Raw genomic sequence first — 23,223 nt, forward strand, 5'->3', positions numbered from 1 at the left:
CGCGTTGCCGGTGCCGAGGGCACGAAACATCGGGCAGGCGCGCGCGGTGGTTTCTCGGCGTACGGCAGGGGAAGGCGCCGGTCGAGGAGCACACCGTGCCCCGGCGAGGCGGAGCCCACGGGGCACGACGGAGCACCGACCCCCACCCGGTCAGGGAGTGTGGCGCGATGAGTGACACCGCTGTCGGCACCGGACAGGAGTACGACGCGGCTCCCTATCTGCCCGTGCGGGGCGGACTGGCGGCCTATCGCCGCGCCGCGGCCGAGTGCCGGGGCTGTCCGCTCTTCGCCGACGCCACCACGACCGTCTTCGGGCGCGGCGACCCCCATGCCCGCATGCTGCTCGTCGGGGAACAGCCCGGCGACCAGGAGGACCGCAAGGGCGAGGCCTTCGTGGGTCCCGCCGGGCGGCTGCTCGCCAAGGCGCTGCGGGAAGCGGGGATCGACGAGGAGGGCGTGTACCTCACCAACGCGGTCAAGCACTTCAAGTTCACCCAGTCCGGTCCCGGCAAGCGACGGATCCACAAGGCGCCGAGCCTGCGCGAGATGACCGCCTGCCGCCCCTGGCTGGAGGCGGAACTGCGGCTCGTCGACCCGAAGGTGGTGGTCGTGCTCGGTGCGACGGCCGGGAAGGCCGTCCTCGGGCGCTCCTTCCGCGTGGGCGCCGACCGTGGCGCGCTGCTTCCCCTGCCCGGCGTGGACGGCGGCCCCCAGGTGGTGGCGACGCTGCACCCCTCGGCCGTCCTGCGCGCCGACGACCGCGAGGCAGCGTACGCCGGGCTCGTCGCCGACCTGCGGGTGGCGGCCGGCGCGCTGTGAGGCCGGCCCGGCCCCCGCACGGGCGAGCCGCCCGCCGCCCGCGAACGGGTGAAAGACGAGCGGTCCCCGGGTGGTCCGCCGCCACACACGAGTGTTTCCCGGCGGACAGGGCACCTGGCCGACATGGCCCCCATGACACTCGACAGCACCGCCGCCCTGCTCCTCAAGGGCTACGCCTGGCTGCCCGACCGGCGCCGCCGCACCGGTGGGGCGCCCGTGCGCACCCGGCTCCTGGGGCGGCCCGCCATCGCCCTCCACGGCCCCGAGGCCGTCCGCTTCTTCTACGACGAGCAGCACGTCCGCCGCCACGACGCCCTGCCGGGGCCGGTCCTGGACACCCTCTTCGGACGCGGCGCCGTCCACACGCTCGACGGCGAGGACCACCGCGTGCGCAAAGCGCTGTTCATGACCGAGCTGACCGAGCCCGCGGCCGTCGCCGAGCTGGTCGACATGGTCCGGGCGGAGTGGCAGCGGGCCTTCGCCCCGCCACACGGCCGCGAGGTCGTCCTCTTCGACGAGGCCGCGCTCGTTCTGGCCCGCGCCGCGTGCGCCTGGACGGGGCTCCCGCTCACCGAGGAGCAGACCCGCCGCATGGCCCAGGACTGCGTCGCCATGGTCGACGGCTTCGCCACGCCGGGACCCCGCCATCTGAAGGCCCGGCGGGCCCGCGCCCGCCAGGAGGAGGCCCTGGCGGGCCTGGTCGAAGAAGCCAGGGCCGGTGCGACGCGCGCCCCGGCGACCCCGTTCGACGCGGTCGTGCGCCACCGCGACGCCGACGGCGCGCTCCTGGACGCGCGGACGGCGGCCGTCGAACTCCTCAACATCGTGCGGCCCACCGTCGCCATCGCCTGGTTCGTCACCTTCGCCGCCCACGCCATGGACCGCTGGCCCGAGCAGCGGCATCTGCTGCGCGAGGACGACGGTTCGTACGCGGAGCCGTACACCGAGACGTACGCCGAACCCTTCGCCCACGAGGTCCGGCGCTTCTACCCCTTCGCGCCGTTCGTCGGCGGCCTCGCCGCCACCGACCTGCGGTGGCGGGGCGAGCACGTTCCCGAGGACACCCTCGTGCTGCTCGACGTCTACGGCCAGAACCACGACCCGGAGCTGTGGCACGACCCGTACCGCTTCGACCCGGAGCGTTTCCTGCGCCCGACGCCGCACCGCGACGAGCTGATCCCGCAGGGCGGCGGCGACGCCAAGAGCGGCCACCGGTGCCCCGGCGAGGACATCACGGTCGCCGTCCTGGCCGCGCTGTCGACCGAACTGGCCCGGCTGGAGTGCTCCGTTCCGGAACAGGACCTCAGGATCCCCCTCCACCGCGTCCCCACCCGCCCCCGCAGCGGCTTCCGCCTCGTCCCCCACCCCGCCTGACGCACCTGCTCGACGCACCCTCCCGGGGCGCCCCGAACGGCCCGTCCCGCGTGCGCGTACGCGGGACGCGGCCTGGAATGGGGGAATGACCGCGCCCCCCGACGACTGCCTGGCGCGCAACGAGTGGATCTGCGGCGCCTATCTGTCCTCGCGGAGCGAGATCCTCACCGACGCCGTGCTCCAGCACCTCCAGCTCACGTCGGTCTCGGTCGCGCTCGGCCTGCTGCTCGCCGTGCCCCTGGCCGTCGCCGCCCGTCGCCGGCGCTGGGCCGCGGGGGCCGTGCTCGGGGTGACCACGATCCTGTACACCATCCCGTCCCTCGCGATGTTCTCGCTGCTCCTGCCCCTCTACGGCCTCTCGGCGTCCCTCGTCGTCGCCGGGCTCGTCCTCTACTCGCTCACCCTGCTCGTACGGAACATCCTCGCCGGGCTCCGCGCCGTGCCCGAGGACACCCGCCAGGCCGCGCGCGGGATGGGCTACGGACCCGTGCGCCTGCTGCTCGCCGTCGAGCTGCCGCTCGCGCTCCCCGCCGCCATGGCGGGGCTGCGCATCGCCACGGTCTCCACCGTCTCCCTCGTCACCATCGGCGCCATCGTCGGCAACGGCGGCCTCGGCAACCTCATCTACTCCGGGATGAACACCTACTTCAAGGCCCAGGTCCTCACCGCGTCCGTCCTCTGCGTGATCATCGCCGTCGCCGCCGACCTGCTCCTCCTCGGCCTGCAACGACTCCTCACCCCATGGACGGCGGCGACCCGCGGGCAGGGCACGTGAACACCCTCACCGCCACCTGGGACTGGTTCACCAGCGCCGCCAACTGGTCCGGTGAGAACGGGGTGTGGCACCGCCTCGGGGAACACCTCTTCCTGACGCTGGTCTGCCTCGCGCTCAGCTGCGCCCTCGCCCTCCCGGTCGCCCTCGTCCTCGGCCACCTCGGCAAGGGCGGCGCCCTCGCCGTCAACCTCGCCAACATCGGCCGCGCGGTGCCCACCTTCGCCGTCCTGGTCCTGCTGCTGCTCAGCCCCATCGGTACGTACGGGCAGTGGCCCACGATCATCGCGCTGGTGCTGTTCGCCGTACCTCCGCTGCTCACCAACGCGTACGTCGGGATACGGGGCGTCGACGCCGACGTGGTCCGGGCCGCCCGGGGGATGGGGATGACCGGGAGCCAGATGCTGCTCCGGGTCGAACTGCCGCTCGCGCTGCCCCTGGTGCTCACCGGCGTGCGCGTCGCCGCCGTGCAGCTCGTGGCCACCGCGACCGTCGCCGCCCTCGCGGGCGGCGGCGGGCTCGGCCGGATCATCACGGCCGGCTTCAACCTCGCCTCCACACCGCAGGTCGTCGCCGGGGCCGTACTCGTCGCGCTCTTCGCCCTCGTCGTGGAGGGCGTCTTCGAAGCGGCGCAGCGGTTCGCCCCCGCATGGGCCAAGGAGAGCGCCGGATGAGCCGGATGGGCCGGACGGGCCCGATGAGCGGGCGACGGGCTGCCGGGGTCCTCGCGGGCCTGCTCACGCTCGGCGGCTGCGCCACCGGACCGTCGCTGGAGGACCGGGGGGCGATCACGGCCCCACCCGGCGACAGCCGGCATCTCGTCATCGGCTCGGCCGGCTTCACCGAGAGCGATCTGCTCGCCCGGATGTACGCGCTCCTGCTCGAACAGGCGGGGTACGGCACCGAGATCCTCTCCGTCACCAACCGCGAGCTGTACGAACCGGCCCTGGAGAGCGGCCGGATCGACGTCGTACCGGAGTACGCGGCGACGTTCGCCGACTGGCTCAACGCCAAGGTCAACGGCCCCGAAGCGCCGGCCGTCGGCTCACCCGACCTCACCGCCACGATGAGGGGGCTCCGCCGGCTCGCCACCCCGCGCGGCCTGACCGTCCTCGACCCCGGGCGGGCCGTCGACCAGAACGCCTTCGCCGTCTCCTCGGCGTACGCCGCCGAACACCGGCTGAAAACCCTCAGCGACCTGGGAGCGGCGAGGCTGCCGGTACGCCTCGCGGCGGGCGACGAGTGTGTCCGGCGGCCCTACTGCGCGCCCGGTCTGGAGAAGACGTACGGCATCCACATCACGACCGTCGACCCCAAGGGCGTCGGCACCACACAGGCCAAACAGGCGGTCCAGAACGGTCAGGACCAGATGGTCCTGACGACGACCACCGACGCCACCCTCGACGACTTCGGTCTCGTCCTGCTCGCCGACGACAAGCGGCTGCAGAACGCCGACCACATCGTCCCGGTCGTCAACCGCGCCCATGCGGGCGCCGAGGGCGTCACCCGAGCCCTCGGCCGCCTCAACACGGTCCTCACCACCGCCGACCTCGCCCACCTGAACGAGCAGGTCGACAGCTGGCGCCGTCTCCCGGAGGACGTCGCGAGGAACTACCTCCGGGAGAAGAAGCTCCTCCCGAACACCCCCTGAACGCGTCGGACCCGGTGCCACCGCTCCCTGTCATCCGGCGCGCAGGCGGCCCGGCAGCCAGCGCAGTTGGGCCGCCTCCTGGAAGGCGCCGCCGCCCTCGTGGTCGTTGAAGTCGTACACCTCGATGTGCTTGTCGTCGTGGGCGTACGCGTGGAACGCCGCGAAGACCGTCGACGGGGGGCACGTCAGATCCTCCAGCGCCGTCGAGAAGAGCGCCGGGGCCGTGGCGCGGGCGGCGAAGTGGACCCCGTCGAAATAGGCGAGCGTGCGCCCGACGCGCTCCGTGCGGCCGCGGTGCGTCTTGAGGTAGTCACCGATCTCGCGGTAGGGCGCGCGGTCGGTGATCGTCGTCGCGCGGGGGAAGTCGCACAGGAACGGCACGTCCGGTGCGACGGCCACCAGGTCGCGTACCAGGCCGGCGACGGCCAGGGTGATGCCGCCGCCCTGGCTCCCCCCGGTCACCGCCGTGCGGGACGCGTCCACCAGCGGGTGGGAGCGGGCGGTCTCAACGGCGCGGACGGCGTCGGTGAACACCCGCCGGTAGTAGTACGTGTACGGGTCCTCCACGCCTCGTGTCATGAAGCCGGGGAACGAGGGCGCGCTGCCCACCGGGTCCGGGGTGTCGCCGTTCGCCCAGCCGCTTCCCTGGCCCCGGGTGTCCATCACGAAGTGCGCGAACCCCGCCGAGGCCCAGAGCAGATGGGTGTGGGGCAGCCCGCGGCCACCCCCGTACCCGATGAACTCCACCACCACCGGCAGGGGTTCGGACGCGTGCGCGGGGAGGACGAACCAGCCCTTGACCGGATGCCCGCCGAATCCGGCGAACGTCACGTCGTACACCCGCACCGTCGCGAGCCCCGTCTCGACCGGCTCGAAGCGCGCTTCGAGTTCGTGGCCCCGCGCCTCGTCGAGCGTCCCGGTCCAGAAGGCGTCGAAGTCCTCGGGCTCCTCGGAAGCGCTGCGGTACGCGTGGAGTTGGTCGAGGGACAGATCGAACCGGGACATGCCACCGCCTTGTTCGCGAGGGGCCGTGTCCAGCCCCTTGACCGGTCGCTCCGGTCATCGACTCCACGGTACGTGTCCCCAGGCGGAGTTCATAGGTGTGAACGAAAGTGGGGTGCCGGACTCACGCGTCCGCGACCGAGTCGAACTCGACCTCGTCGCGGCCCACCCCCTGCGCGTCGGCGTCCACCGAGCGGCGCAGCGCCTCATGGAGTTTCGCCGGCGTCAGGACGCCGAGGAAGCGCGTACCGTCGAGGACGGCCACCCAGCCGGCGTCGTGCTGGAGCATCTCGCTGAACGCCTGCTTCAGCGGCGCCCCGACCGGTACCCACGCCTCCATCCGGCGTGCCAGATCGCCGACCGTGTCCTTCTCGCCCGCCCGGGCCAGGGCGTCGGCCGCCACCCAGCCGTGCAGGTCCCCCTCGCCGCCGAGGACCACCGCCCAGCGCGCCCTGCCCGGGCGCAGCCGGGCCGACGCGGCGGAGGCCGACTCCTCCAGGCGGGCCACCGGCGGCTGTTCCAGGTCCTCCGGTTCGATCGCGGTCACGGCGAGCCGCTTGAGGCCGCGGTCCGCGCCGACGAACTCGGCGACGTACGGCGTGGCGGGCGAGCCGAGGACGGCCGCGGGCGTGTCGAACTGCTCGATGCGCCCCTGGCCGTAGACCGCGATCCGGTCGCCCATCCGGACGGCCTCCTCGATGTCGTGGGTGACCAGCAGGACCGTCTTGCGCACGGTGGCCTGCAGGTTCAGGAACTCGTTCTGCAGCCGTTCGCGCACCACCGGGTCGACCGCTCCGAACGGTTCGTCCATCAGCAGCACCGGCGGGTCGGCGGCCAGCGCCCTCGCCACGCCGACGCGCTGGCGCTGCCCGCCGGAGAGCTGGGCGGGGTAGCGGCGGCCGTGGGTCTTCGGGTCCAGGCCGACGAGATCGAGGAGCTCGGCCGCCCGCTCGCGGGCCCTGGCCTTCTTCCAGCCGATGAGCGCCGGGACGGTCGCGGTGTTGTCGAGGACCGTGCGGTGCGGAAAGAGTCCGACCTGCTGGATGACGTACCCGATCTTCCTGCGGAGCCGGACCGGGTCGAGGGTGGCGACGTCCTCGCCGTTCACCAGGATGCGGCCCGACGTCGGCTCGATGAGCCGGTTCACCATCATCATCGTGGTCGTCTTGCCGCAGCCGGACGGGCCGACGAGGGTGACCAGTTCGCCCTCGGCCACGTCGAAGGAGAGGCCGTCGACGGCCGTGGTGCCGTCCGCGTACACCTTGCTGACCTGCTCGAACCGGATCATGGACCCACGCTAGGAGCCGCGCGCCCGCCCCGCACGGGGGCCGGGACCGTCCGAGGACCTCCGGCGGGCCGTCACCAGCCCGCTGAACACCGTCTCTTGTCATGACCCTTGCGGGCCTCTCCGTCCGGCTGCTATCTCTTCGTTAGGAAACTTTCCTTCCAATCCATCGTTCCGTGGAGACCCCCATGACATCGGCACGATCGACACGTCTCGGCATGCGCTCCCTGGCCGCCACCGGCACCGGCGTGGCCGCCCTCCTCCTCGGCCTCGCCGCCGCACCGCCCGCCGCGGTCGCCACCCCCTCCGCCCCCGCCGCCGCGGAGGCGAAGGCCGCCGCCGCGCCTCCCGCGGGCACCCCGGCCGCGGTCAACGGACAGCTCAAGGTCTGCGGTACCAAGCTCTGCAACCGGTACGGCAACCCCATCCAGCTGCGCGGCATGTCCAGCCACGGCACCCAGTGGTACGCCCGGTGCCTGACCGGCGGCTCCCTCGACGCCCTCGCCAAGGACTGGAAGGCCGATGTCCTGCGGGTCTCCACCTACGTCCAGGAGGGGGGATACGAGACCGACCCGCGCAAGTACACCGACCTCGCCCACTCGCTCATCGAGCAGGCCACCGCGCGCGGGATGTACGTGATCGTCGACTGGCACATGCTCGACCCCGGCGACCCGCACCACAACCTCGCCCGCGCCAAGACCTTCTTCACCGAGATCGCCCAGCGCCACGGCTCGAAGACCAACCTGCTCTACGAGATCGCCAACGAGCCCAGCGGCGTCTCCTGGTCCCGGATCAAGAGCTACGCCGAGCAGCTCATCCCGGTCATCCGCGCCAAGGACGCCGAGACCCCGATCCTGGTCGGCACGCGCGCGTGGTCGTCGCTCGGCGTCTCCGAGGGCGCCGACGAGTCGGAGATCGTCGCCAACCCCGTGCGGGCCTCCAACATCATGTACACCTTCCACTTCTACGCGTACTCGCACCGGGACGCGTACCTGAACACGCTCTCCCGCGCCGCCGGCAAGCTGCCCGTCTTCGTCACCGAGTTCGGCACCCAGAACTACGCCGGTGAGGGCGCCAACGACTTCGCCATGTCCCAGCGCTTCCTCGACCTCATGGCCGCCAAGAAGATCAGCTGGGTCAACTGGAACTTCTCCGACGACCACCGCAGCGGCGCCGTCTTCAAGTCCGGCACGTGCTCGGCCAACGGACCGTGGGCGGGTACCGGCTCGCTCAAGCCCGCCGGGGTCTGGATCCGCGACCGGATCAGGACGGCCGACAACTTCCCGACCTCCTGACCGCACGTCCCCACCGCACCGCCGCATCCTGCTTCGGTAGGCCCCCGCCCTGTGGTCCACTGTCCGGGCGGGGGCGTATCGAACAGGAGCAGCGTTGACCAGTTACCGCCAGCCGGGCCTCGTCCTCACCGACCATCGCTTCACCGTCCCGCTCGACCACGCCAGGCCCGAAGGCGAGCAGATCGAGGTGTACGGCCGTGAGGCCGTCGCGAGCGACAAGGCCGGAGCGGACCTGCCATGGCTCGTGTACCTGGAGGGTGGGCCCGGTTTCGGGGCCCGCCGATTCATCGGCCCGCGGGCCTGGCTCGGCCGGGCCGTCCAGGAGTTCCGCGTCCTCCTCCTCGACCAGCGCGGCACCGGCAACTCCACCCCCGCCAACCGCCAGACGCTTCCCCTGCGCGGAACACCGAGCCGGCAGGCCGACTACCTCACCCACTTCCGGGCCGACTCCATCGTCAAGGACTGCGAGCTGATCCGGCAGCGGCTCACCGGCGGCGCCCGCTGGACCGTCCTCGGCCAGAGCTTCGGCGGCTTCTGCGCCACCCACTACCTCTCCACCGCCCCCGAAGGGCTGAACACGGTCCTCGTCACCGGCGGCCTGCCCTCCCTGCACGCCACCGCCGACGACGTCTACCGCGCCGCCTTCCCCCGTATGCGGCGCAAGACCGAGGCCCACTACGCCCGCTACCCGCAGGACGTCGAACGCGCCCGCCGGATCGCCGCCCACCTCATGGAGGGCCCGGTCGCCCTCCCGAACGGCGGACTGCTCACCCCGCGCGCCTTCCAGTCCCTCGGCAGCCTCCTCGGCAGCGGCGAGGGCACCCACCAGCTCCACCACCTCCTGGAGGACGCCTTCGTCCCGACGCCGACCGGACCCGCCCTGTCCGACGCCTTCCTGGAGAACGCCCAGGCGCTCCTCTCGTACGCCGGACACCCGCTGTACGCCCTGCTCCACGAAGCGTGCTACGCCCAGGGGCAGGCCCCCACCGCCTGGGCCGCCGAACGCGTCCGCGCCGAGTTCCCCGCCTTCGATCCCGAGAAGACCCTGGCCGGCGACGACCCGCTCCTGTTCACCGGCGAGGCCGTCCACCCCTGGCACTTCGAGACCGACCCGGCCCTGCGCCCGCTGTGCGAGACCGCCCACCTCCTCGCGGAACGCGCCGACTGGACGCCGCTGTACGACCCCGCGCGGCTGGCCGCCAACGAGGTCCCCGTCGCCGCCGTCGTCTACCACGACGACCTGTTCGTGGACACCGCGCACTCCCTGGAGACCGCCCGCGCCGTCCGGGGCCTGCGGACCTGGGTGACCGACGAGTTCGAGCACGACGGCGTACGGGCGGGCGGACCGCGCGTCCTGGACCGGCTGCTCGCTCTCGCGCGGGGCGAGATCTGACCGTCCGGGGACAGGGATCGGCCGCGCGCAAAAGTCCAAGCGGTGCGCACCGAATGCTCATGGTGCGCCCGTGGCCAGGGGGATAGAACTCGGTCCGGACCACCCGCCAGGAGAGGACCCGGACATGACCACCCACGTCATCGCGGAGATCGCCAGCCAGCCCGACTGCTGGCGGCGCGCGGCCGAGACGGCCGCCGGGCACGCGGCCGTGCTGCCGCGCCGCGGGGAGCGGATCGCCGTCGTCGGCTGCGGCACGTCCTACTTCATCGCCCGCGCCTACGCCGCCCTGCGCGAATCGCTCGGCGAGGGCGAGACCGACGCCTTCCCTGCCTCCGACGAGACCCCGCTCGGCCGCGGCTACGACCGGATCCTCGCCCTCACCCGCTCCGGTACGACGACGGAGGTGGCGACCCTGCTGGCCCGGGCCGCCGGCCGCACCCCCACGCTCGTCCTGACCGGCGTCCCCGACAGCCGGGCCGCGCACCACGCCGACCGCGTGATCGGTCTCGGCTTCGCCGACGAACGCTCCGTCGTCCAGACCCGGTTCGCCACCACGGCCCTCCAACTGCTGCGCGCCGGCCTCGGCGTCGACCTGGGACCCTCGATCGCCGACGCCGAACTCGCCCTCTACGAACCGCTGCCGGCAGCCTGGGAGCGGCGCGGCCAGTTCACCTTCCTCGGCACGGGGTGGACGGTCGGGCTCGCCGACGAGGCGGCGCTCAAGCTCCGCGAGGTCGCCCGCGCCTGGACGGAGTCGTACGCCGCCATGGAGTACCGGCACGGGCCGATCAGCATCAGCGACCGCGCCAGCCTGGTGTGGTGCCTCGGCCCGGCCCCGGCCGGACTGCGCGACGAAGTGGAGACCACGGGCGCGCTGTTCGCGGCCGACGCGATCGACCCGGTGGCGGCCCTGGTCCGCGCCCAACGGCTCGCGGTCACCCTCGCGGCCCGCCGCGGCCTCAACCCGGACCGGCCCCGGCACGTGTCCCGCTCGGTGATCCTCTCCGGACCGGTCCCCGTGTGAGCCCGTATCCTGCGCGCATGATCGACACGAACAGCTCGCCGCTGGAGGAGATGCCGGGCGACTGGCAGCGCGCCCTCGCGGTCGTCGCGCACCCCGACGACCTCGAGTACGGCTGCGCCGCCGCCGTCGCCGGCTGGACGGACGCCGGCAAGGAGGTCGCCTATGTGCTCGCCACGCGGGGCGAGGCCGGGATCGACTCCCTGGACCCCGCCGCCTGCGGTCCGTTGCGCGAACAGGAGCAGAGGGACAGCGCGGCCGTCGTCGGCGTGTCCGCGGTGGAGTTCATGAACCACCCGGACGGGATGATCGAGTACGGTCTCGGCCTGCGCCGGGACATCGCGGCGGCGATCCGCCGCCACCGCCCGGAGCTGGTCGTCACCCTCAACCACCGGGACACGTGGGGCCCGGCGGTCGGCGGCGCCTGGAACACCCCCGACCATGTCGCGGTCGGGCGCGCCACCCTGGACGCAGCGGGCGACGCGGGCAACCGCTGGATCTTCCCCGAGCTGGTCGAGCAGGGCCTGGAGCCGTGGGACGGGGTCCGCTGGGTCGCGGTCGCCGGCTCGACCACCCCGACCCACGCCGTCGACGCCACCCCCGGCTTCGAGCGCTCCGTCCGCTCCCTCCTCGCCCACCGCGCCTACATCGAGGCCCTCACGGACGAGGACCCCGAGGACTACGTCCGCACCTTCCTGGCCGCCAACAACGACCGCTTCGCCTCCCGCTTCGGCGGCCGCCCGGCGGTCGCCTTCGAGGTGTTCCCCCGCTGAGCCGCGCGGCCGGGGCGTTGTCAGTGCCGTGATCTAGCGTCGCCACCATGACCACCCTGCTTCTCCACGGCGGCGAGTCCGCCCCCACCACGCCCGTCTCCCGCGCCGGGGGCCTGCCGCTCGTCCCGGCCGGCTTCGTCTGGCCGCTGTGCGTCGAGTGCGAGGGCGCGATGCAGTTCATCGCTCATCTGGACCGGGGCAAGGACGTCGTGTCCGTCTTCATGTGCCAGAACGACCCGGGGCTGTGCCAGGAATGGGAGCCTTCGGCCGGAGGGAACCGGGCCTTCGTCTTTCCCGCGGAGGGACTCTCCCCGGCCGCCCTGCCGGCCGAGGGCGAGACGCTGCTCGGCCGGACCGTCGTCCTGGCAGCGCGGCCTTTCGGCTCCGTGAGGTACGGGGAGGAGGAGGCATGGGGACCGGTGGACGGCAGATCGGTCCTGGGACAGCTGGGCGGTGAGCCGTACTGGCTCCAGAACGAGGAAACCCCCGACTGCGCGGGATGCGCGCAGCCGATGGGTTTCGTCGCCCAACTCGACGAGGTGGCCAACTTCGGGGGCGGCTACGCCTATGTCTTCACCTGCGATCCCTGCCGGGAGGCCGCCTTCCTCTGGCAGTGCTGAGACGGCCCCCGCGGTGCGGGAGCCGTCTCAGGCGGGTCTACATCTGCTGGGCCGGCTTGATGACGGCGAACGGGGCGCCGAAGGGGTCGGCCAGCCAGGCGATGCGGCCCACGTCCGGGACGTCCGCCGCGGGCATGAGGACCGAGCCGCCGTTGCCCTGGGTCCGGGCGACGATCTCGTCGGTGTCCGCGACGCCGAAGTAGGGGATCCAGCGCGCCTCCCCGCCGTCCAGGAGTTCGGCGATCCCGCCGAACGAGGCGTCGTCCTGGTCGCCCTCGGCGGTGGACACCACCCGGTAGGTCATGCCGGGTGCCTCCATCTCCTGGGACCGCCAGCCGAACAGCTTTCCGTAGAAGTCCAGTGCGGCCCTCGGGTCGGCGACATGGAGCTCGGTCCAGCACAGGGTGTTGTCGTCGGAGGTCTTCTCCAGACCCTTGACCGTGGCCGGCTGCCACACGGCGAACTCGGCGCCGCCCGGGTCCGTCAGCTGGGCCATCCGGCCGACGTCCATGACGTCGAAGGGCTCGGTGGGCACGGTGCCGCCGTTCTGCTCGGCGGCCCGCGCCGTGCCATCCACGTCGGGCGACTGGAAGTACACCGTCCAGGCGGAGTCCGCCCCCTCCTCGGTGAGCGGTCCTAGGGCCGCGACCGTCTTGCCGTCCAGCTTGAAGAAGCCGTAGCCGCCGGCGTCCGGTCCGGCCGACTCGAAGTCCCAGCCGAAGACGCCGGTGTAGAACGCGGCGGCGGCCGACGTGTCGGGGCTGCCCAGGTCGAGCCAGTTGGGGGAGCCCTTGGTGAAGTCCGTACCGAGCATGTGGTCTTTCCCGTCTTTCCGCTTCCGGAGGCTGTCCGGCCACCATCTGTCCGGCCACCATCGCCGATCCTCGCCGGGGCGCCCCGGCCCCGCAGCCGCAGCGCCCCGGTTTCATCCGCACGGCGCAGCGTGCGAAGGGGAGGGGCGACACCAGCCGGCCCGTCAGCTCGGGGACGCCGCCCTCCGGTCCAGATCGCTCATGATCAGCTCCGCGTTGATCGCCACGCCCGCCCGGTACCCCCCGCTCGCCGCGTTGATCACCTGCTCCTGCGCCCCGACGGCGTTCCCCGCCGCCCACACGCCGGGCACGCTCGTCCTCCCCGTCTCGTCCACCGCCACGAACGGGCCGAGGGGAGTGTCCCGCGTGACGGCGCCGAGCGCCGTCAGCAGTTCGTCCCGGGGCGCCGTGCGGCCGCCGACGAAGACCACGGACCGCTCGAAGACCCTCCCGTCCGCCATCCGCACGCCCGTCAGCCGGTCCTCCTCCACGACCAGACCGGCCACCTCGCCCGCCACCACCGTGATGCCGGCCGCCGCGACCCGCGCCTGGTCCGTCTCGGACAGGGGTGCGGCGGTGTGCTGGAAGAGCGTCACGTCGTCGGACCACTGCGAGACCATCAGGGCCTGGTGCGCGCCCATGACCGGGTGGGCGATCACCCCGAAAGGCTGGTCGCGCACCTCCCAGCCGTGGCAGTACGGGCAGTGCAGCACCTCCCGGCCCCACCGTTCGGCGACCCCGTCGATCTCCGGAAGCTCGTCCACCAGACCGGTGGTGACGACCAGCCGCCGCGTCCGTACCGTGCGCGCGCCGTCGACCGTCACCTCGAAGCCGTCCGCGCCGTCCGGAACCGCGCCCGTCACCGTTCCGGCCGTCCACTCCACGCCGTACGCGGCGATCTCCCGCCGTCCCGCCTCCAGGAACTCCGCCGGGCTCATCCCGTCCCGGGAGAGGTAGCCCTGCATATGGGCGGCCGGGGCGTTGCGCGGTTCCCCCGCGTCCACCACCAGCGTCCTGCGCCGGGACCGGCCCAGGATCAGGGCGGCGCTGAGACCCGCCGCACCACCGCCGACCACCACCACGTCGTACTGCCGAAGCCGCTCGTGTTCGCTCATGCCCCGACCTTCGCGCCGCCACCCCGGGCTTGACAAACTATCTTGCTGTTTCTGCAATGAACCCATGACTGAGGACGAACGCATCGACGCGGTGCTGAACGACGTCGGCCCGCGACTGCGCCGCATCCGGCGCGAGCGCGGGGCCACCCTGGGCGATCTCTCCGCCTCCACCGGCATCTCCGTGAGCACGCTCTCCCGGCTGGAGTCGGGCCAGCGCAAGCCAAGCCTGGAGCTGCTGCTCCCCATCGCCCGCGCCCACCAGGTGCCGCTCGACGAGCTGGTCGGCGCGCCGCCCGTCGGCGACCCGCGTGTCCGGGCCAAGCCGATCGTGCGGCACGGCCGCACGATGTACCCGCTCACCCGCCAGCCCGGCGGGCTGCAGGCGTACAAGGTCGTGCAGGAGAAGTCCGCCGAGGCGCCGGACCCCCGCGTCCACGAGGGGTACGAGTGGCTCTATGTGCTCTCCGGGAAGCTGCGCCTCGTGCTCGGCGAGCACGACGTCGTACTGGCGGCGGGGGAGGCGGCCGAGTTCGACACGCGCGTCCCGCACTGGTTCGGGCAGGCCGGCGACGGGCCCGTGGAGTTCCTGAGCCTGTTCGGGCCGCAGGGCGAGCGGATGCATGTGCGCGCTCGACCGAAGAAGAAGTCCTGAGACCGAGGTTCCGCCAGCTGCAAGCGACCGCTTAGTATGCCAACCGACCGCGCAGTACGGACGACGGCTGGTGGAGGATCTCCATGCAGGCATGGCGAGTGCACGAAAACGGCGAGCCGGGCGAGGTGATGCAGCGCGACGAGGTCGACGTGCCCACGCCCGGCGAGGGGCAGCTCCTCCTCAAGGTGCGCGCCGCGAACATCAACTTCCCCGACGCCCTGCTCTGCCGGGGGCAGTACCAGGTCCGGCCGCCGCTGCCGTTCACCCCCGGCGTGGAGGTCTGCGGCGAGACCGAGGACGGGCGCCGGGTGATCGCCACCCCCTCCCTCCCGTACGGCGGCCTCGCCGAGTACGCCGTGGCGGACGCCGCGGCCGTGCTCCCGGCCCCCGACGCCCTGGACGACGCCGAGGCCGCGGCCCTCCACATCGGCTACCAGACCGGCTGGTTCGGACTGCACCGGCGCGCCGCCCTGAAGGAGGGCGAAACCCTCCTCGTGCACGCCGCCGCCGGCGGGGTCGGCAGCGCCGCCGTGCAGCTCGGCAAGGCGGCCGGCGCCACCGTCATCGGCGTGGTCGGCGGAGCCGAGAAGGCCGACGTGGCCCGCCGGCTGGGCTGTGACGTCGTCGTCGACCGCCGCGCCGAGGACGTCGTCGCCGCCGTGAAGGAGGCCACCGGCGGCCGGGGCGCCGACGTGATCTACGACCCCGTCGGCGGCGAGGCCTACGCGCAGTCCGCCAAGGTCGTCGCCTTCGAGGGCCGGATCGTGGTCGTCGGCTTCGCGAGCGGTGCCATCCCCTCGCCGGCCCTGAACCACGCCCTGGTGAAGAACTACTCGATCCTCGGCCTGCACTGGGGCCTGTACAACCTCAAGGACCCGGCCGCGATCCTGCGCTGCCACGAGACGCTCACCGGCTACGCCGCCAAGGGGCTGATCAAGCCGCTCGTCACGGAGCGGGTCCCGTTCGCCGGGGCGGCGGACGCCGTGCAGCGCGTCGCCGAGGGCGTCACCACCGGCCGACTGGTCGTTCTCCCGGAAGGAGCCGGCGCATGACGGACGCCGCCGAACTGCTCGACCGCACCAAGCGGTTGCTCGCCGAGCACCCGCCCGCCACCACCGAGCGCACCGACTTCCTGCGCGCCCGCTTCGACGCCGGACTCGCCTGGGTCCACTACCCCGTCGGCCTCGGCGGACTCGACGCGCCCCGCTCGCTCCAGGCCGTCGTCGACGCCGAACTGGCCGCAGCCGGAGCCCCCGACAACGACCCCCGCCGCATCGGCATCGGCCTCGGCATGGCCGCGCCGACCCTCCTCGCCTACGGCTCGGACGGGGTCAAGCGGCGCTTTCTCCGGCCGCTCTGGGTGGGCGAGGAGGTCTGGTGCCAGCTCTTCAGCGAGCCCGGGGCCGGCTCCGACCTCGCCGCGCTCGGCACCCGGGCGGTTCGGGACGGCGACGAGTGGGTGGTCGACGGCCAGAAGGTCTGGACGTCCAGCGCGCACGTCGCCCGCTGGGCCATCCTCATCGCCCGCACCGACCCCGACCTGCCCAAGCACCGCGGCATCACCTACTTCATCTGCGACATGACGCACCCCGGTGTGGAGGTCCGGCCCCTGCGCCAGATCACCGGTGAGGCCGAGTTCAACGAGGTCTTCCTCACCGGCGTCCGCATCCCCGACACCCACCGCCTGGGCGAGATCGGCGACGGCTGGCGGGTCGCCCAGACGACCCTGATGAACGAACGCGTCTCGATCGGCGGCGCCCGCATCCCCCGCGAGGGCGGCATGATCGGCCCCGTCACCAGGACCTGGCGCGAGCGCCCCGAACTGCGCACCCACGACCTGCACCGGCGCCTGCTCGACCTCTGGGTCGACGCCGAGGTGGCCAGGCTCACCGGCGAGCGGCTGCGCCAGCAGCTCGCCGCCGGACAGCCCGGACCCGAGGGCAGCGCGATGAAGCTCGGCTTCGCCCGGCTCAACCAGGCCATCAGCGGCCTGGAGGTCGAACTCCTCGGCGAGGAAGGGCTGCTGTACGAGGACTGGACGATGCGCCGCCCCGAACTGGTCGACTTCACCGGGCGCGACGCCGGCTACCGCTATCTGCGCTCCAAGGGCAACTCCATCGAGGGCGGTACGACCGAGGTCCTCCTCAACATCGTCGCCGAACGTGTCCTCGGCCTGCCCGCCGAGCCCCGCAACGACAAGGACGTCGCCTGGAAGGACCTCGCCCGATGACGGATCTGCTCTACTCCGAGACCGAGGACGACCTGCGCGCGGCGGTCCGCTCCCTGCTCACCGACCGGGCAGACGCCCAGACGCTGCTCGGCCTGATCGAGGGCGGCAGCCCCTACGTCCCCGGGCTGTGGAAGTCCCTCGCGGGCGAGATCGGCGCCGCGGGACTCCTCGTACCCGAGAAGCTCGGCGGGCAGGGCGCGAGCCACCGCGAGGCGGCCGTGGTCCTGGAGGAGCTCGGCCGCGCGGTGACCCCGGCGCCGTACCTCACCAGCGCGGTGGTGGCCACCGAGACCCTGCTCGCGCTGGACATCGAGGAGGGCCCCGTCGCCGAGCTGCTCGGCGACCTCGCGGCCGGCCGTACGGTGGCGGTGCTCGCCCTGCCGCTCCCGACGGGTCCCGCCGGCCCCGCGCCCACCGCCCGTACGGTCGCCGGGGTCGCCGACGCCGTCCTCGCCGACGTGTTCCTGGTGCTCCGCGCGGACGGCCTGCGCGCCGTGCCGGCCGCCGAGGCCACCGTCGAGCCGCAGACACCGCTCGACCTCACCCGGCCCCTGGCGAAGGTCACCACGGCCGAGACGGCCGGCACGCTCCTCGCCGGCGCCGACGCCGCCCGCGCGGCGATCGAGCGCGGCCTCCTCGCCGGCGCCGGGCTGCTGGCGTCGGAGCAGCTCGGGCTCGCCGCCTGGTGCCTGGAGGAGACCGTCCGCCACACCCGCGAGCGCCACCAGTTCAACCGGCCCGTCGGCTCCTTCCAGGCGCTCAAGCACCGGATGGCACAGCTCTGGCTGGAGATCGTGAACGCCCGCGCGGCGGCCCGCGCCGCCGCCGACGCCCTGGCCACCGGCAGCCCCGACGCGCCGCTGACGGTCGCCGTCGCCCAGGCGTACTGCTCGAAGGTGGCCGTCCATGCGGCCGAGGAGTGCGTGCAGCTGCACGGCGGCATCGGCATGACCTGGGAGCACCCCGCGCATCTCGCGCTCAAGCGGGCCAAGGCCGACCAGATCGCGCTCGGCTCGGCGGGGCACCACCAGGACGCGATCGCGGCCCTGGCCGGCCTGCCGGCACCGGCGTGAGGCCGGAGAGGCGCGCCTTCCCGCCACCGTAAGGGGCCCATGTGCCCGCACCCCTTTACATACTGTTTAATTGCGAGACGTTCGCAACAACGGTCGATCTTCAAGAGGGGTGTGGGCACCATGACCGCCCGATCCATACGCGGCGCCGCCGCCGTCACGCTGGCCGGAGCCCTGGCCCTCACCGCGGCGGCCTGCTCGAACCCCGGCGGCTCCGCCGCGGGCTCCGGCGGCCCCAAGGATTCCGCGGTCGTCGGCATCGCCTACGAGCCCGACACCCTCAGCCCGCTCCTCGGCTACGGCAAGGACGGCAACTCCAAGATCTTCGACGGGCTCCTCGCCTTCGACGCGTCCATGAAGCTGCGGCCCGCCCTCGCCGCGGAGCTGCCCCGGGTGAGCGCCGACGGACTCACGTACACGTACAAGCTGCGCCCGGGCGTGAAGTTCAGCGACGGACAGCCGTTCTCGGCCAAGGACGTCGTCTTCACGTACCGGACGATCCTCGACCCGAAGACCAACAACCCCTCCAGGACCGAACTCGACGCCCTCAAGGACGTCAAGGCCGTCGGCGAGGACACCGTCGTCTTCACCCTGAAGTACCCCTACGCCCCCTTCGCCGAGCGGACCGTCCTCGCCATCGCCCCCGAACACGTCGCGGCGAAGCAGGACGTCAACTCCGGCCCCTTCACCACCAAGCCGATCGGCACCGGACCGTACGTCCTCACCGACTGGTCCAAGGGCGAGAAGCTCAGCTTCAAGGCCAACCCCGGCTACTGGGGCGGCGCCCCGCAGGTGAAGAAGTTCACCATGGCGATCATCAAGGACGACGACGTCCGCGCCACCCGGCTGCGCGCCGGAGACCTCGACGGCGCCATCCTGCCGCCGAACCTCGCCGCCGGGTTCAAGAACGACAAGGCGAAGAAGACCTACGCCGCCACCACGTACGACTACCGCACCGTCACCCTCCCGACCCACCACAAGGTCACCGGTGACATCGCGGTCCGCCGCGCCCTCGACATCGCCGTCGACCGCCAGGCCATGGTCGACCAGATCCTCGAAGGCGCCGGAAAGCCCGCCTACGGGCCCGTCCCCACCGACAGCGAGTGGTTCGCCAAGGGCACCGAGCGCCGCCACGACCTCGCCGGAGCCCAGAAGATCCTGGACGAGGCCGGCTGGAAGCCGGGCCCCGACGGCATCCGCGTCAAGAACGGAGTACGGGCCGAGTTCCCGCTCTGGTACCTCTCCGGCGACAAGCTCCGCCAGGACCACGCCCTCGCCTACGCCTCCGACGCCAAGAAGGCCGGCATCGGCATCAAGACCCAGGGCGGCACCTGGGAGGTCATCGAGCCGCGCATGAAGACCGACGCCGTCCTCGCCGGTGGCGGCTCGCCCGGCGACCCCGACTTCGACCAGTACCTGCTCCTGAAGTCCACCCTCGGCGGCGACGGCTTCAACAACATGGCCTGGTACGACAACAAGACCGTCGACCGGGCACTGGAGGACGGCCGCCGCACCGACGACCCCGCCAAGCGCCGGGCCGCGTACGACACGGTCCAGCGCGAACTGGTGAAGAACCCCGGATACACCTTCCTCACCCACATCGACCACCTGTACGTCGTCGACGACCGCTGGGACGGCCTGACCACCCAGACCGAGCCGCACGACCACGGCCTCGCCGCCGGCCCCTGGTGGAACGTCGAGGCCTGGAAGCCGAAGGACACCGCGAAGTGAGCCGTCGCCTCCCCTGGGGGGCCATGGCCAGGATGACGGGACGGCGGGCCCTGTTCGCCGTCCCCGTCCTCCTCGCCGTCACCTTCGCGGTCTTCGCCGTCGCCGCGGCCTCCCCCTTCGACCCCGTCAAGGCCTACGCCGGCACCGCCGGACTCACCGCCTCGCAGGAGAACCTCGACCAGCTGCGCGCCAACCTGGGCGTCGACCAGCCGCTCGTCACCCGGTGGTGGGGCTGGCTCACCTCCGCCCTGCGCGGCGACCTCGGCGACTCCAGCGTCATGCGACAGCCCGTCGCCGACGTCATCGCCGAGCGGATCGGCTGGTCCACGCTCCTGGCCGTCACCGCCTTCCTCGTCGCCATCCTCCTCGGCACCGTCCTCGGCGTGCTCGCCGGCCGCCGCCGCGGCGGCTGGCTCGACCGGACCGTCAGCTCCGCCGCGTACACCCTGGAAGCCGCCCCCGCGTTCTGGCTCGGCCTGCTCGCCATCTGGTTCTTCGCGCTGAGGCTCGGCGCGCTGCCGGCCGGCGGACTCACCGACACCGCCAGCGACACCGTCACCTTCGACCAGGTCGCCGGCCACCTCGTCCTGCCCGCGCTCGTCCTCGGCGTCTCGCAGCTGCCCTGGTTCTTCCTGTACGTCAGGCAGGGCGTCGGCGACGCCCTGGAGGAGGACCCCGTGCGGGGGGCACGCGCGCGCGGCCTGCGGGAGCGCACCGTCCTGCTCGGTCACGCGCTGCGCTCCGGGATGCTGCCCATGCTCACCCTCGTCGGCTCCCGCGTCCCCGAACTCATCACCGGAGCCCTGCTCGTGGAGACCGTCTTCAGCTGGCCCGGCATCGCCGCGGCCACCGTCCAGGCCGCCACCTCCGTCGACTTCCCGCTGCTCGCCGCCCTCACCGTGCTCGCCACGGCCGCGGTGCTCCTCGGCAACCTCCTCTCCGACCTGATGTACGGGCTCGCCGACCCGAGAGTGGGCTTCGATGGCTGACCCCCGCACCCGGCGCGTCCGCTTCTGGTCCTCCGCCGTGATCGTCGGCGCGGTCGTCCTCGCCGTCCTCGTCGTCCCCCCGATCGCCCAGCTCGACGAACAGGCCGTCGACCTGTCCCTGAAGCTCCTCCCACCGTCCTGGGAGCACCCCTTCGGCACCGACGACGTCGGCCGCGACCTGCTGCTGCGCAGCGTCTACGGGCTGCGGATCTCGCTCCTCGTGGGCCTCGTCGCCGCGCTCGTCGCCACCGTCATCGGCACCGCGGTCGGCGCCGCCGCCGGTGCGCTCGGCGGCTGGCCCGACCGGGTCGTCATGCGGATCGTCGACGCCTTCTCCTCCGTACCGCATCTGCTCCTCGGCATCTTCATCGTGGCGATGTTCCGGCCGGGCGTCTGGCCGGTCATCGTCTCCGTCGCCCTCACCCACTGGCTGTCGACCGCCCGGATCGTCCGCTCCGAGGTGCTCTCGCTGCGCTCGCGCCCCTACATCGACGCCGCGATCTCCGGCGGAGCCTCGCGATGGCGGGTCACCGCGCGCCATCTGCTGCCCGCCGTCCTCCCGCAGGCCGGCCTCGCCGCCGTGCTGATGGTGCCGCACGCCATGTGGCACGAGTCCGCCCTCTCCTTCCTCGGACTCGGGCTCCCCAGCCACCAGGCCAGCCTCGGCAACCTGGTGCAGAGCGCCCGCTCCTCGCTGCTCGCCGGCGACTGGTGGCCGACGCTCTTCCCCGGCCTCTTCCTGATCGTGCCGACGCTCGCCGTCGCGGGGCTCGCCGGGGTGTGGCGGGACCGGCTCAATCCGCGCCGCCGATCGGAGCTGATGCTGTGAACTCCCGAGTCGCACGCGCCCTTGAGGCGGTCACCGCCGAACGCGCCGACGACGCCGTCCTGAGCGTCCGGGGCCTGTCCGTGCGCTTCCGGATGCGCGGTGGACGCCACGTCGCCGCCGTCACCGACGCCGACTTCGACCTGGCGGCGGGGGAGTGCCTCGCCCTGGTCGGCGAGAGCGGCTGCGGCAAGTCCGTCCTCGCCGCCGCCCTCCTCGGCCTCCTGCCGGGCAACGCCGAGGCGTCCGGCACGGCCCTCCTCGACGGCGTCGACCTGCTCACGGCCGACGAGCGGACCCTGGCCCGTACGGTACGGGGACGGCGCGTCGGTCTCGTACCGCAGAGCCCGGCCGCCCACCTGACCCCGGTCCGCACGGTGCGCGCCCAACTGGAGGAGACCGTACGGGAGCTGACCGGCGCGGCGCGGCGCGAACGGCGCGCGGCGGCCGAGGCGGCCGCCGAACGGGCCGCCTTCCCGGCGGACCACCTCGACCGCTACCCCCACGAGCTCTCCGGGGGCCTCGCGCAGCGCGCGGCGACCGCCCTCGCCCTCATCGGCGACGCCCCGCTGCTCCTCGCCGACGAGCCGACCACGGGCCTCGACCGCGACCTGGTCGAGCGGACCGTCGACGAACTGCGCCGCCACGCCGACGACGGCCGGGCCCTGCTGCTGATCACCCACGATCTGGCGGCGGCACGGCGGATCGCCGACCGGGTGGCCGTGATGTACGCCGGCCGCATCGTCGAGACCACCCCGGCCCACCGCTTCTTCGGCGAACCCGGCCCCCGCCACCCGTACGCCCGCGGCCTTCTCGACGCCCTGCCGGAACGCGCCTTCACCCCGATCCCGGGCATGCCGCCCGAACTGACCGACCTGCCGCCGGGCTGCGCCTTCGCCCCGCGTTGCGAGCGCGCGACGGCGGTGTGCGGCACCCTGCCGGAGCCGCTGGCGGGCGTGGCCTGCCACCACCCCGTGGGCGGTGGATCCGATGCGTGACGCCACGGCCCCGCGTCCGGCGGGCGCGTGCGCGGTCCCCGGCCACGTCCCCGCTCCCGTCGCGCCCGGAGGATCCCGTGCTTGAACTCGACGCCGTCACCGCCGGGTACGACCGCCGCGCGCCCGTCTTCACCGGAGCGTCGCTGACGGTGGCGCCCGGCGAGTCCGTCGGCCTGCTCGGCCCCAGCGGCTGCGGCAAGTCCACGCTCGCCCGGGTGGCGGCCCTGCTCCACCGGCCCGAGACGGGGCGGGTCATCCTGGACGGGACGGAGATACGGGGCTGGCGGCACCGCGCGCCGCGCGCGCTGCGCACCTCCGTGGGCGTGGTCTTCCAGCAGCCCCGCATGTCCGCCGACCCCCGCCTGCGTCTCGCGGACCTGATCGCCGAGCCGCTGCGCGCCACCGGCCGGAGGGCCGACGCCGGTGCCCGTCTCGCCGAACTCGCCCCGGCCGTCGGCCTCACCGCCGACCTCCTGGCCCGCCGCCCGCACGAGGTCAGCGACGGCCAGCTGCAACGCGCCTGCCTGGCCCGTGCGTTGGTGCTGCGACCGCGCTGGCTGATCTGCGACGAGATGACGGCCATGCTCGACGCCTCGACCACGGCCGCCCTGGTCGCGGCGGTCGAGGCGTACCGCGCGGAGACCGGCGCCGGGCTGCTCGCCGTGGGCCACGACCGCGTCCTGCTGACGCGCTGGTGCGACCGCACGGTGGAGTGGCGGGACTGCCTGGAGCCGAGGACGGGCTGAGGCCCGCCGCCCGGCCGGCTGCCGAACGTCACCCGTTCGGCAGCCCTGCC

General features: G+C 73.2%; 23 protein-coding genes. 19 read left to right on the plus strand and 4 right to left on the minus strand.

Annotated elements, in window-relative coordinates; translation table 11 throughout:
* The first annotated feature begins 167 nt into the window (after positions 1-167).
* The 5 genes from ACIRB4_RS11905 to ACIRB4_RS11925 all read left to right on the plus strand — a co-directional run bounded on the left by ACIRB4_RS11905 (position 168) and on the right by ACIRB4_RS11925 (position 4,615).
* Positions 168-818, plus strand: coding sequence for a UdgX family uracil-DNA binding protein (locus ACIRB4_RS11905; protein WP_403290094.1), 651 nt, complete (start codon positions 168-170; stop codon positions 816-818).
* 123 nt (positions 819-941) lie between these two features.
* Positions 942-2,192, plus strand: coding sequence for a cytochrome P450 (locus tag ACIRB4_RS11910; protein WP_403290095.1), 1,251 nt, complete (start codon positions 942-944; stop codon positions 2,190-2,192).
* An 85-nt stretch (positions 2,193-2,277) separates the two neighbouring features.
* Positions 2,278-2,967 (plus strand): ABC transporter permease, encoded by a 690-nt coding sequence (locus tag ACIRB4_RS11915; RefSeq protein WP_403290097.1) that lies wholly within the window; start codon positions 2,278-2,280, stop codon positions 2,965-2,967.
* A complete protein-coding gene (locus ACIRB4_RS11920) occupies positions 2,964-3,638 on the plus strand; it encodes an ABC transporter permease (protein WP_403290099.1) in 675 nt (224 codons plus the stop codon). Before ACIRB4_RS11915 ends, ACIRB4_RS11920 begins: the two co-directional genes overlap by 4 nt.
* A 23-nt stretch (positions 3,639-3,661) precedes the next feature.
* Entirely contained in the window at positions 3,662-4,615 is a 954-nt protein-coding gene (locus ACIRB4_RS11925) for an ABC transporter substrate-binding protein (protein ID WP_403290461.1), read from the plus strand.
* Between the two features lie 30 nt (positions 4,616-4,645).
* Here ACIRB4_RS11925 and ACIRB4_RS11930 read toward each other — a convergent pair whose 3' ends face one another.
* Positions 4,646-5,620, minus strand: a complete 975-nt coding sequence (locus ACIRB4_RS11930; protein ID WP_403290101.1) for an acetylxylan esterase — start codon at positions 5,618-5,620, stop codon at positions 4,646-4,648.
* A gap of 121 nt (positions 5,621-5,741) precedes the next feature.
* Positions 5,742-6,905: a betaine/proline/choline family ABC transporter ATP-binding protein gene (locus ACIRB4_RS11935; RefSeq protein WP_403290103.1), complete on the minus strand. Its 1,164-nt coding sequence runs from the start codon at positions 6,903-6,905 to the stop codon at positions 5,742-5,744.
* A gap of 185 nt (positions 6,906-7,090) precedes the next feature.
* Here ACIRB4_RS11935 and ACIRB4_RS11940 point away from each other — a divergent pair, with 185 nt between their 5' ends.
* The 5 genes from ACIRB4_RS11940 (at position 7,091) to ACIRB4_RS11960 (ending at position 12,004) form a co-directional block, all read left to right on the plus strand.
* Positions 7,091-8,197 carry a glycoside hydrolase family 5 protein gene (locus ACIRB4_RS11940; protein WP_403290105.1) on the plus strand — a complete coding sequence of 369 codons (1,107 nt, stop codon included), beginning with the start codon at positions 7,091-7,093 and terminating at the stop codon, positions 8,195-8,197.
* A gap of 94 nt (positions 8,198-8,291) precedes the next feature.
* A complete protein-coding gene (locus ACIRB4_RS11945; RefSeq protein WP_403290107.1) occupies positions 8,292-9,590 on the plus strand; it encodes an alpha/beta fold hydrolase in 1,299 nt (432 codons plus the stop codon).
* A gap of 124 nt (positions 9,591-9,714) precedes the next feature.
* Entirely contained in the window at positions 9,715-10,614 is a 900-nt protein-coding gene (locus ACIRB4_RS11950; protein ID WP_403290109.1) for an SIS domain-containing protein, read from the plus strand.
* A gap of 17 nt (positions 10,615-10,631) precedes the next feature.
* Complete coding sequence (locus tag ACIRB4_RS11955; protein WP_403290111.1) at positions 10,632-11,384, plus strand: PIG-L deacetylase family protein; 753 nt, start codon at positions 10,632-10,634, stop codon at positions 11,382-11,384.
* Positions 11,385-11,431: 47 nt separating this feature from the next.
* Positions 11,432-12,004 (plus strand): hypothetical protein, encoded by a 573-nt coding sequence (locus ACIRB4_RS11960; RefSeq protein WP_403290113.1) that lies wholly within the window; start codon positions 11,432-11,434, stop codon positions 12,002-12,004.
* Positions 12,005-12,041: 37 nt separating this feature from the next.
* On the opposite strand, the gene ACIRB4_RS11965 is transcribed toward ACIRB4_RS11960, so the two are convergent.
* Together ACIRB4_RS11965 and ACIRB4_RS11970 are read right to left on the minus strand one after the other, a co-directional pair.
* Positions 12,042-12,818, minus strand: coding sequence for a VOC family protein (locus tag ACIRB4_RS11965; RefSeq protein WP_403290114.1), 777 nt, complete (start codon positions 12,816-12,818; stop codon positions 12,042-12,044).
* A 162-nt stretch (positions 12,819-12,980) separates the two neighbouring features.
* Entirely contained in the window at positions 12,981-13,931 is a 951-nt protein-coding gene (locus ACIRB4_RS11970; protein ID WP_403290115.1) for an NAD(P)/FAD-dependent oxidoreductase, read from the minus strand.
* A gap of 64 nt (positions 13,932-13,995) precedes the next feature.
* On the opposite strand from ACIRB4_RS11970, the gene ACIRB4_RS11975 reads away from it, so the two are divergent.
* From ACIRB4_RS11975 to ACIRB4_RS12015, 9 genes are all read left to right on the plus strand, one after another.
* On the plus strand, positions 13,996-14,583 hold the full coding sequence (locus ACIRB4_RS11975; protein WP_403290117.1) for a helix-turn-helix domain-containing protein: 588 nt from the start codon (positions 13,996-13,998) through the stop codon (positions 14,581-14,583).
* Positions 14,584-14,666: 83 nt separating this feature from the next.
* The gene (locus ACIRB4_RS11980; RefSeq protein ID WP_403290119.1) at positions 14,667-15,635 is read left to right on the plus strand and encodes an NADPH:quinone oxidoreductase family protein; all 969 of its coding nucleotides are present in this window, start codon (positions 14,667-14,669) and stop codon (positions 15,633-15,635) included.
* Positions 15,632-16,813: an acyl-CoA dehydrogenase family protein gene (locus ACIRB4_RS11985; RefSeq protein ID WP_403290121.1), complete on the plus strand. Its 1,182-nt coding sequence runs from the start codon at positions 15,632-15,634 to the stop codon at positions 16,811-16,813. The genes ACIRB4_RS11980 and ACIRB4_RS11985 overlap by 4 nt, the downstream gene beginning before the upstream one ends.
* Entirely contained in the window at positions 16,810-17,886 is a 1,077-nt protein-coding gene (locus ACIRB4_RS11990) for an acyl-CoA dehydrogenase family protein (RefSeq protein ID WP_403290123.1), read from the plus strand. The genes ACIRB4_RS11985 and ACIRB4_RS11990 overlap by 4 nt, the downstream gene beginning before the upstream one ends.
* 120 nt (positions 17,887-18,006) lie before the next feature.
* Entirely contained in the window at positions 18,007-19,614 is a 1,608-nt protein-coding gene (locus ACIRB4_RS11995) for an ABC transporter substrate-binding protein (protein ID WP_403290125.1), read from the plus strand.
* Positions 19,615-19,637: 23 nt separating this feature from the next.
* Entirely contained in the window at positions 19,638-20,603 is a 966-nt protein-coding gene (locus ACIRB4_RS12000) for an ABC transporter permease (protein WP_403290127.1), read from the plus strand.
* Entirely contained in the window at positions 20,596-21,432 is an 837-nt protein-coding gene (locus ACIRB4_RS12005) for an ABC transporter permease (protein WP_403290129.1), read from the plus strand. Before ACIRB4_RS12000 ends, ACIRB4_RS12005 begins: the two co-directional genes overlap by 8 nt.
* Before the next feature lie 92 nt (positions 21,433-21,524).
* Positions 21,525-22,427 (plus strand): ABC transporter ATP-binding protein, encoded by a 903-nt coding sequence (locus ACIRB4_RS12010; protein ID WP_403290464.1) that lies wholly within the window; start codon positions 21,525-21,527, stop codon positions 22,425-22,427.
* A gap of 77 nt (positions 22,428-22,504) precedes the next feature.
* Positions 22,505-23,173: an ABC transporter ATP-binding protein gene (locus ACIRB4_RS12015; RefSeq protein ID WP_403290131.1), complete on the plus strand. Its 669-nt coding sequence runs from the start codon at positions 22,505-22,507 to the stop codon at positions 23,171-23,173.
* Positions 23,174-23,223 lie beyond the last annotated feature (50 nt).

The organism is Streptomyces sp. NPDC093600 (assembly GCF_044764755.1).
In the GTDB taxonomy this organism is placed as follows: Bacteria; Actinomycetota; Actinomycetes; order Streptomycetales; family Streptomycetaceae; genus Streptomyces.

Coding starts and splice junctions, on each gene's coding strand:
- ACIRB4_RS11905 (WP_403290094.1), top strand. CDS start 168: ATGAGTGACACCGCTGTCGGCACCGGACAGGAGTACGACGCGGCTCCC.
- ACIRB4_RS11910 (WP_403290095.1), top strand. CDS start 942: ATGGCCCCCATGACACTCGACAGCACCGCCGCCCTGCTCCTCAAGGGC.
- ACIRB4_RS11915 (WP_403290097.1), top strand. CDS start 2,278: ATGACCGCGCCCCCCGACGACTGCCTGGCGCGCAACGAGTGGATCTGC.
- ACIRB4_RS11925 (WP_403290461.1), top strand. CDS start 3,662: ATGAGCGGGCGACGGGCTGCCGGGGTCCTCGCGGGCCTGCTCACGCTC.
- ACIRB4_RS11930 (WP_403290101.1), bottom strand. CDS start 5,620: ATGTCCCGGTTCGATCTGTCCCTCGACCAACTCCACGCGTACCGCAGC.
- ACIRB4_RS11935 (WP_403290103.1), bottom strand. CDS start 6,905: ATGATCCGGTTCGAGCAGGTCAGCAAGGTGTACGCGGACGGCACCACG.
- ACIRB4_RS11940 (WP_403290105.1), top strand. CDS start 7,091: ATGACATCGGCACGATCGACACGTCTCGGCATGCGCTCCCTGGCCGCC.
- ACIRB4_RS11950 (WP_403290109.1), top strand. CDS start 9,715: ATGACCACCCACGTCATCGCGGAGATCGCCAGCCAGCCCGACTGCTGG.
- ACIRB4_RS11955 (WP_403290111.1), top strand. CDS start 10,632: ATGATCGACACGAACAGCTCGCCGCTGGAGGAGATGCCGGGCGACTGG.
- ACIRB4_RS11960 (WP_403290113.1), top strand. CDS start 11,432: ATGACCACCCTGCTTCTCCACGGCGGCGAGTCCGCCCCCACCACGCCC.
- ACIRB4_RS11965 (WP_403290114.1), bottom strand. CDS start 12,818: ATGCTCGGTACGGACTTCACCAAGGGCTCCCCCAACTGGCTCGACCTG.
- ACIRB4_RS11970 (WP_403290115.1), bottom strand. CDS start 13,931: ATGAGCGAACACGAGCGGCTTCGGCAGTACGACGTGGTGGTGGTCGGC.
- ACIRB4_RS11975 (WP_403290117.1), top strand. CDS start 13,996: ATGACTGAGGACGAACGCATCGACGCGGTGCTGAACGACGTCGGCCCG.
- ACIRB4_RS11980 (WP_403290119.1), top strand. CDS start 14,667: ATGCAGGCATGGCGAGTGCACGAAAACGGCGAGCCGGGCGAGGTGATG.
- ACIRB4_RS11985 (WP_403290121.1), top strand. CDS start 15,632: ATGACGGACGCCGCCGAACTGCTCGACCGCACCAAGCGGTTGCTCGCC.
- ACIRB4_RS11990 (WP_403290123.1), top strand. CDS start 16,810: ATGACGGATCTGCTCTACTCCGAGACCGAGGACGACCTGCGCGCGGCG.
- ACIRB4_RS11995 (WP_403290125.1), top strand. CDS start 18,007: ATGACCGCCCGATCCATACGCGGCGCCGCCGCCGTCACGCTGGCCGGA.
- ACIRB4_RS12000 (WP_403290127.1), top strand. CDS start 19,638: ATGGCCAGGATGACGGGACGGCGGGCCCTGTTCGCCGTCCCCGTCCTC.
- ACIRB4_RS12005 (WP_403290129.1), top strand. CDS start 20,596: ATGGCTGACCCCCGCACCCGGCGCGTCCGCTTCTGGTCCTCCGCCGTG.
- ACIRB4_RS12010 (WP_403290464.1), top strand. CDS start 21,525: ATGCGCGGTGGACGCCACGTCGCCGCCGTCACCGACGCCGACTTCGAC.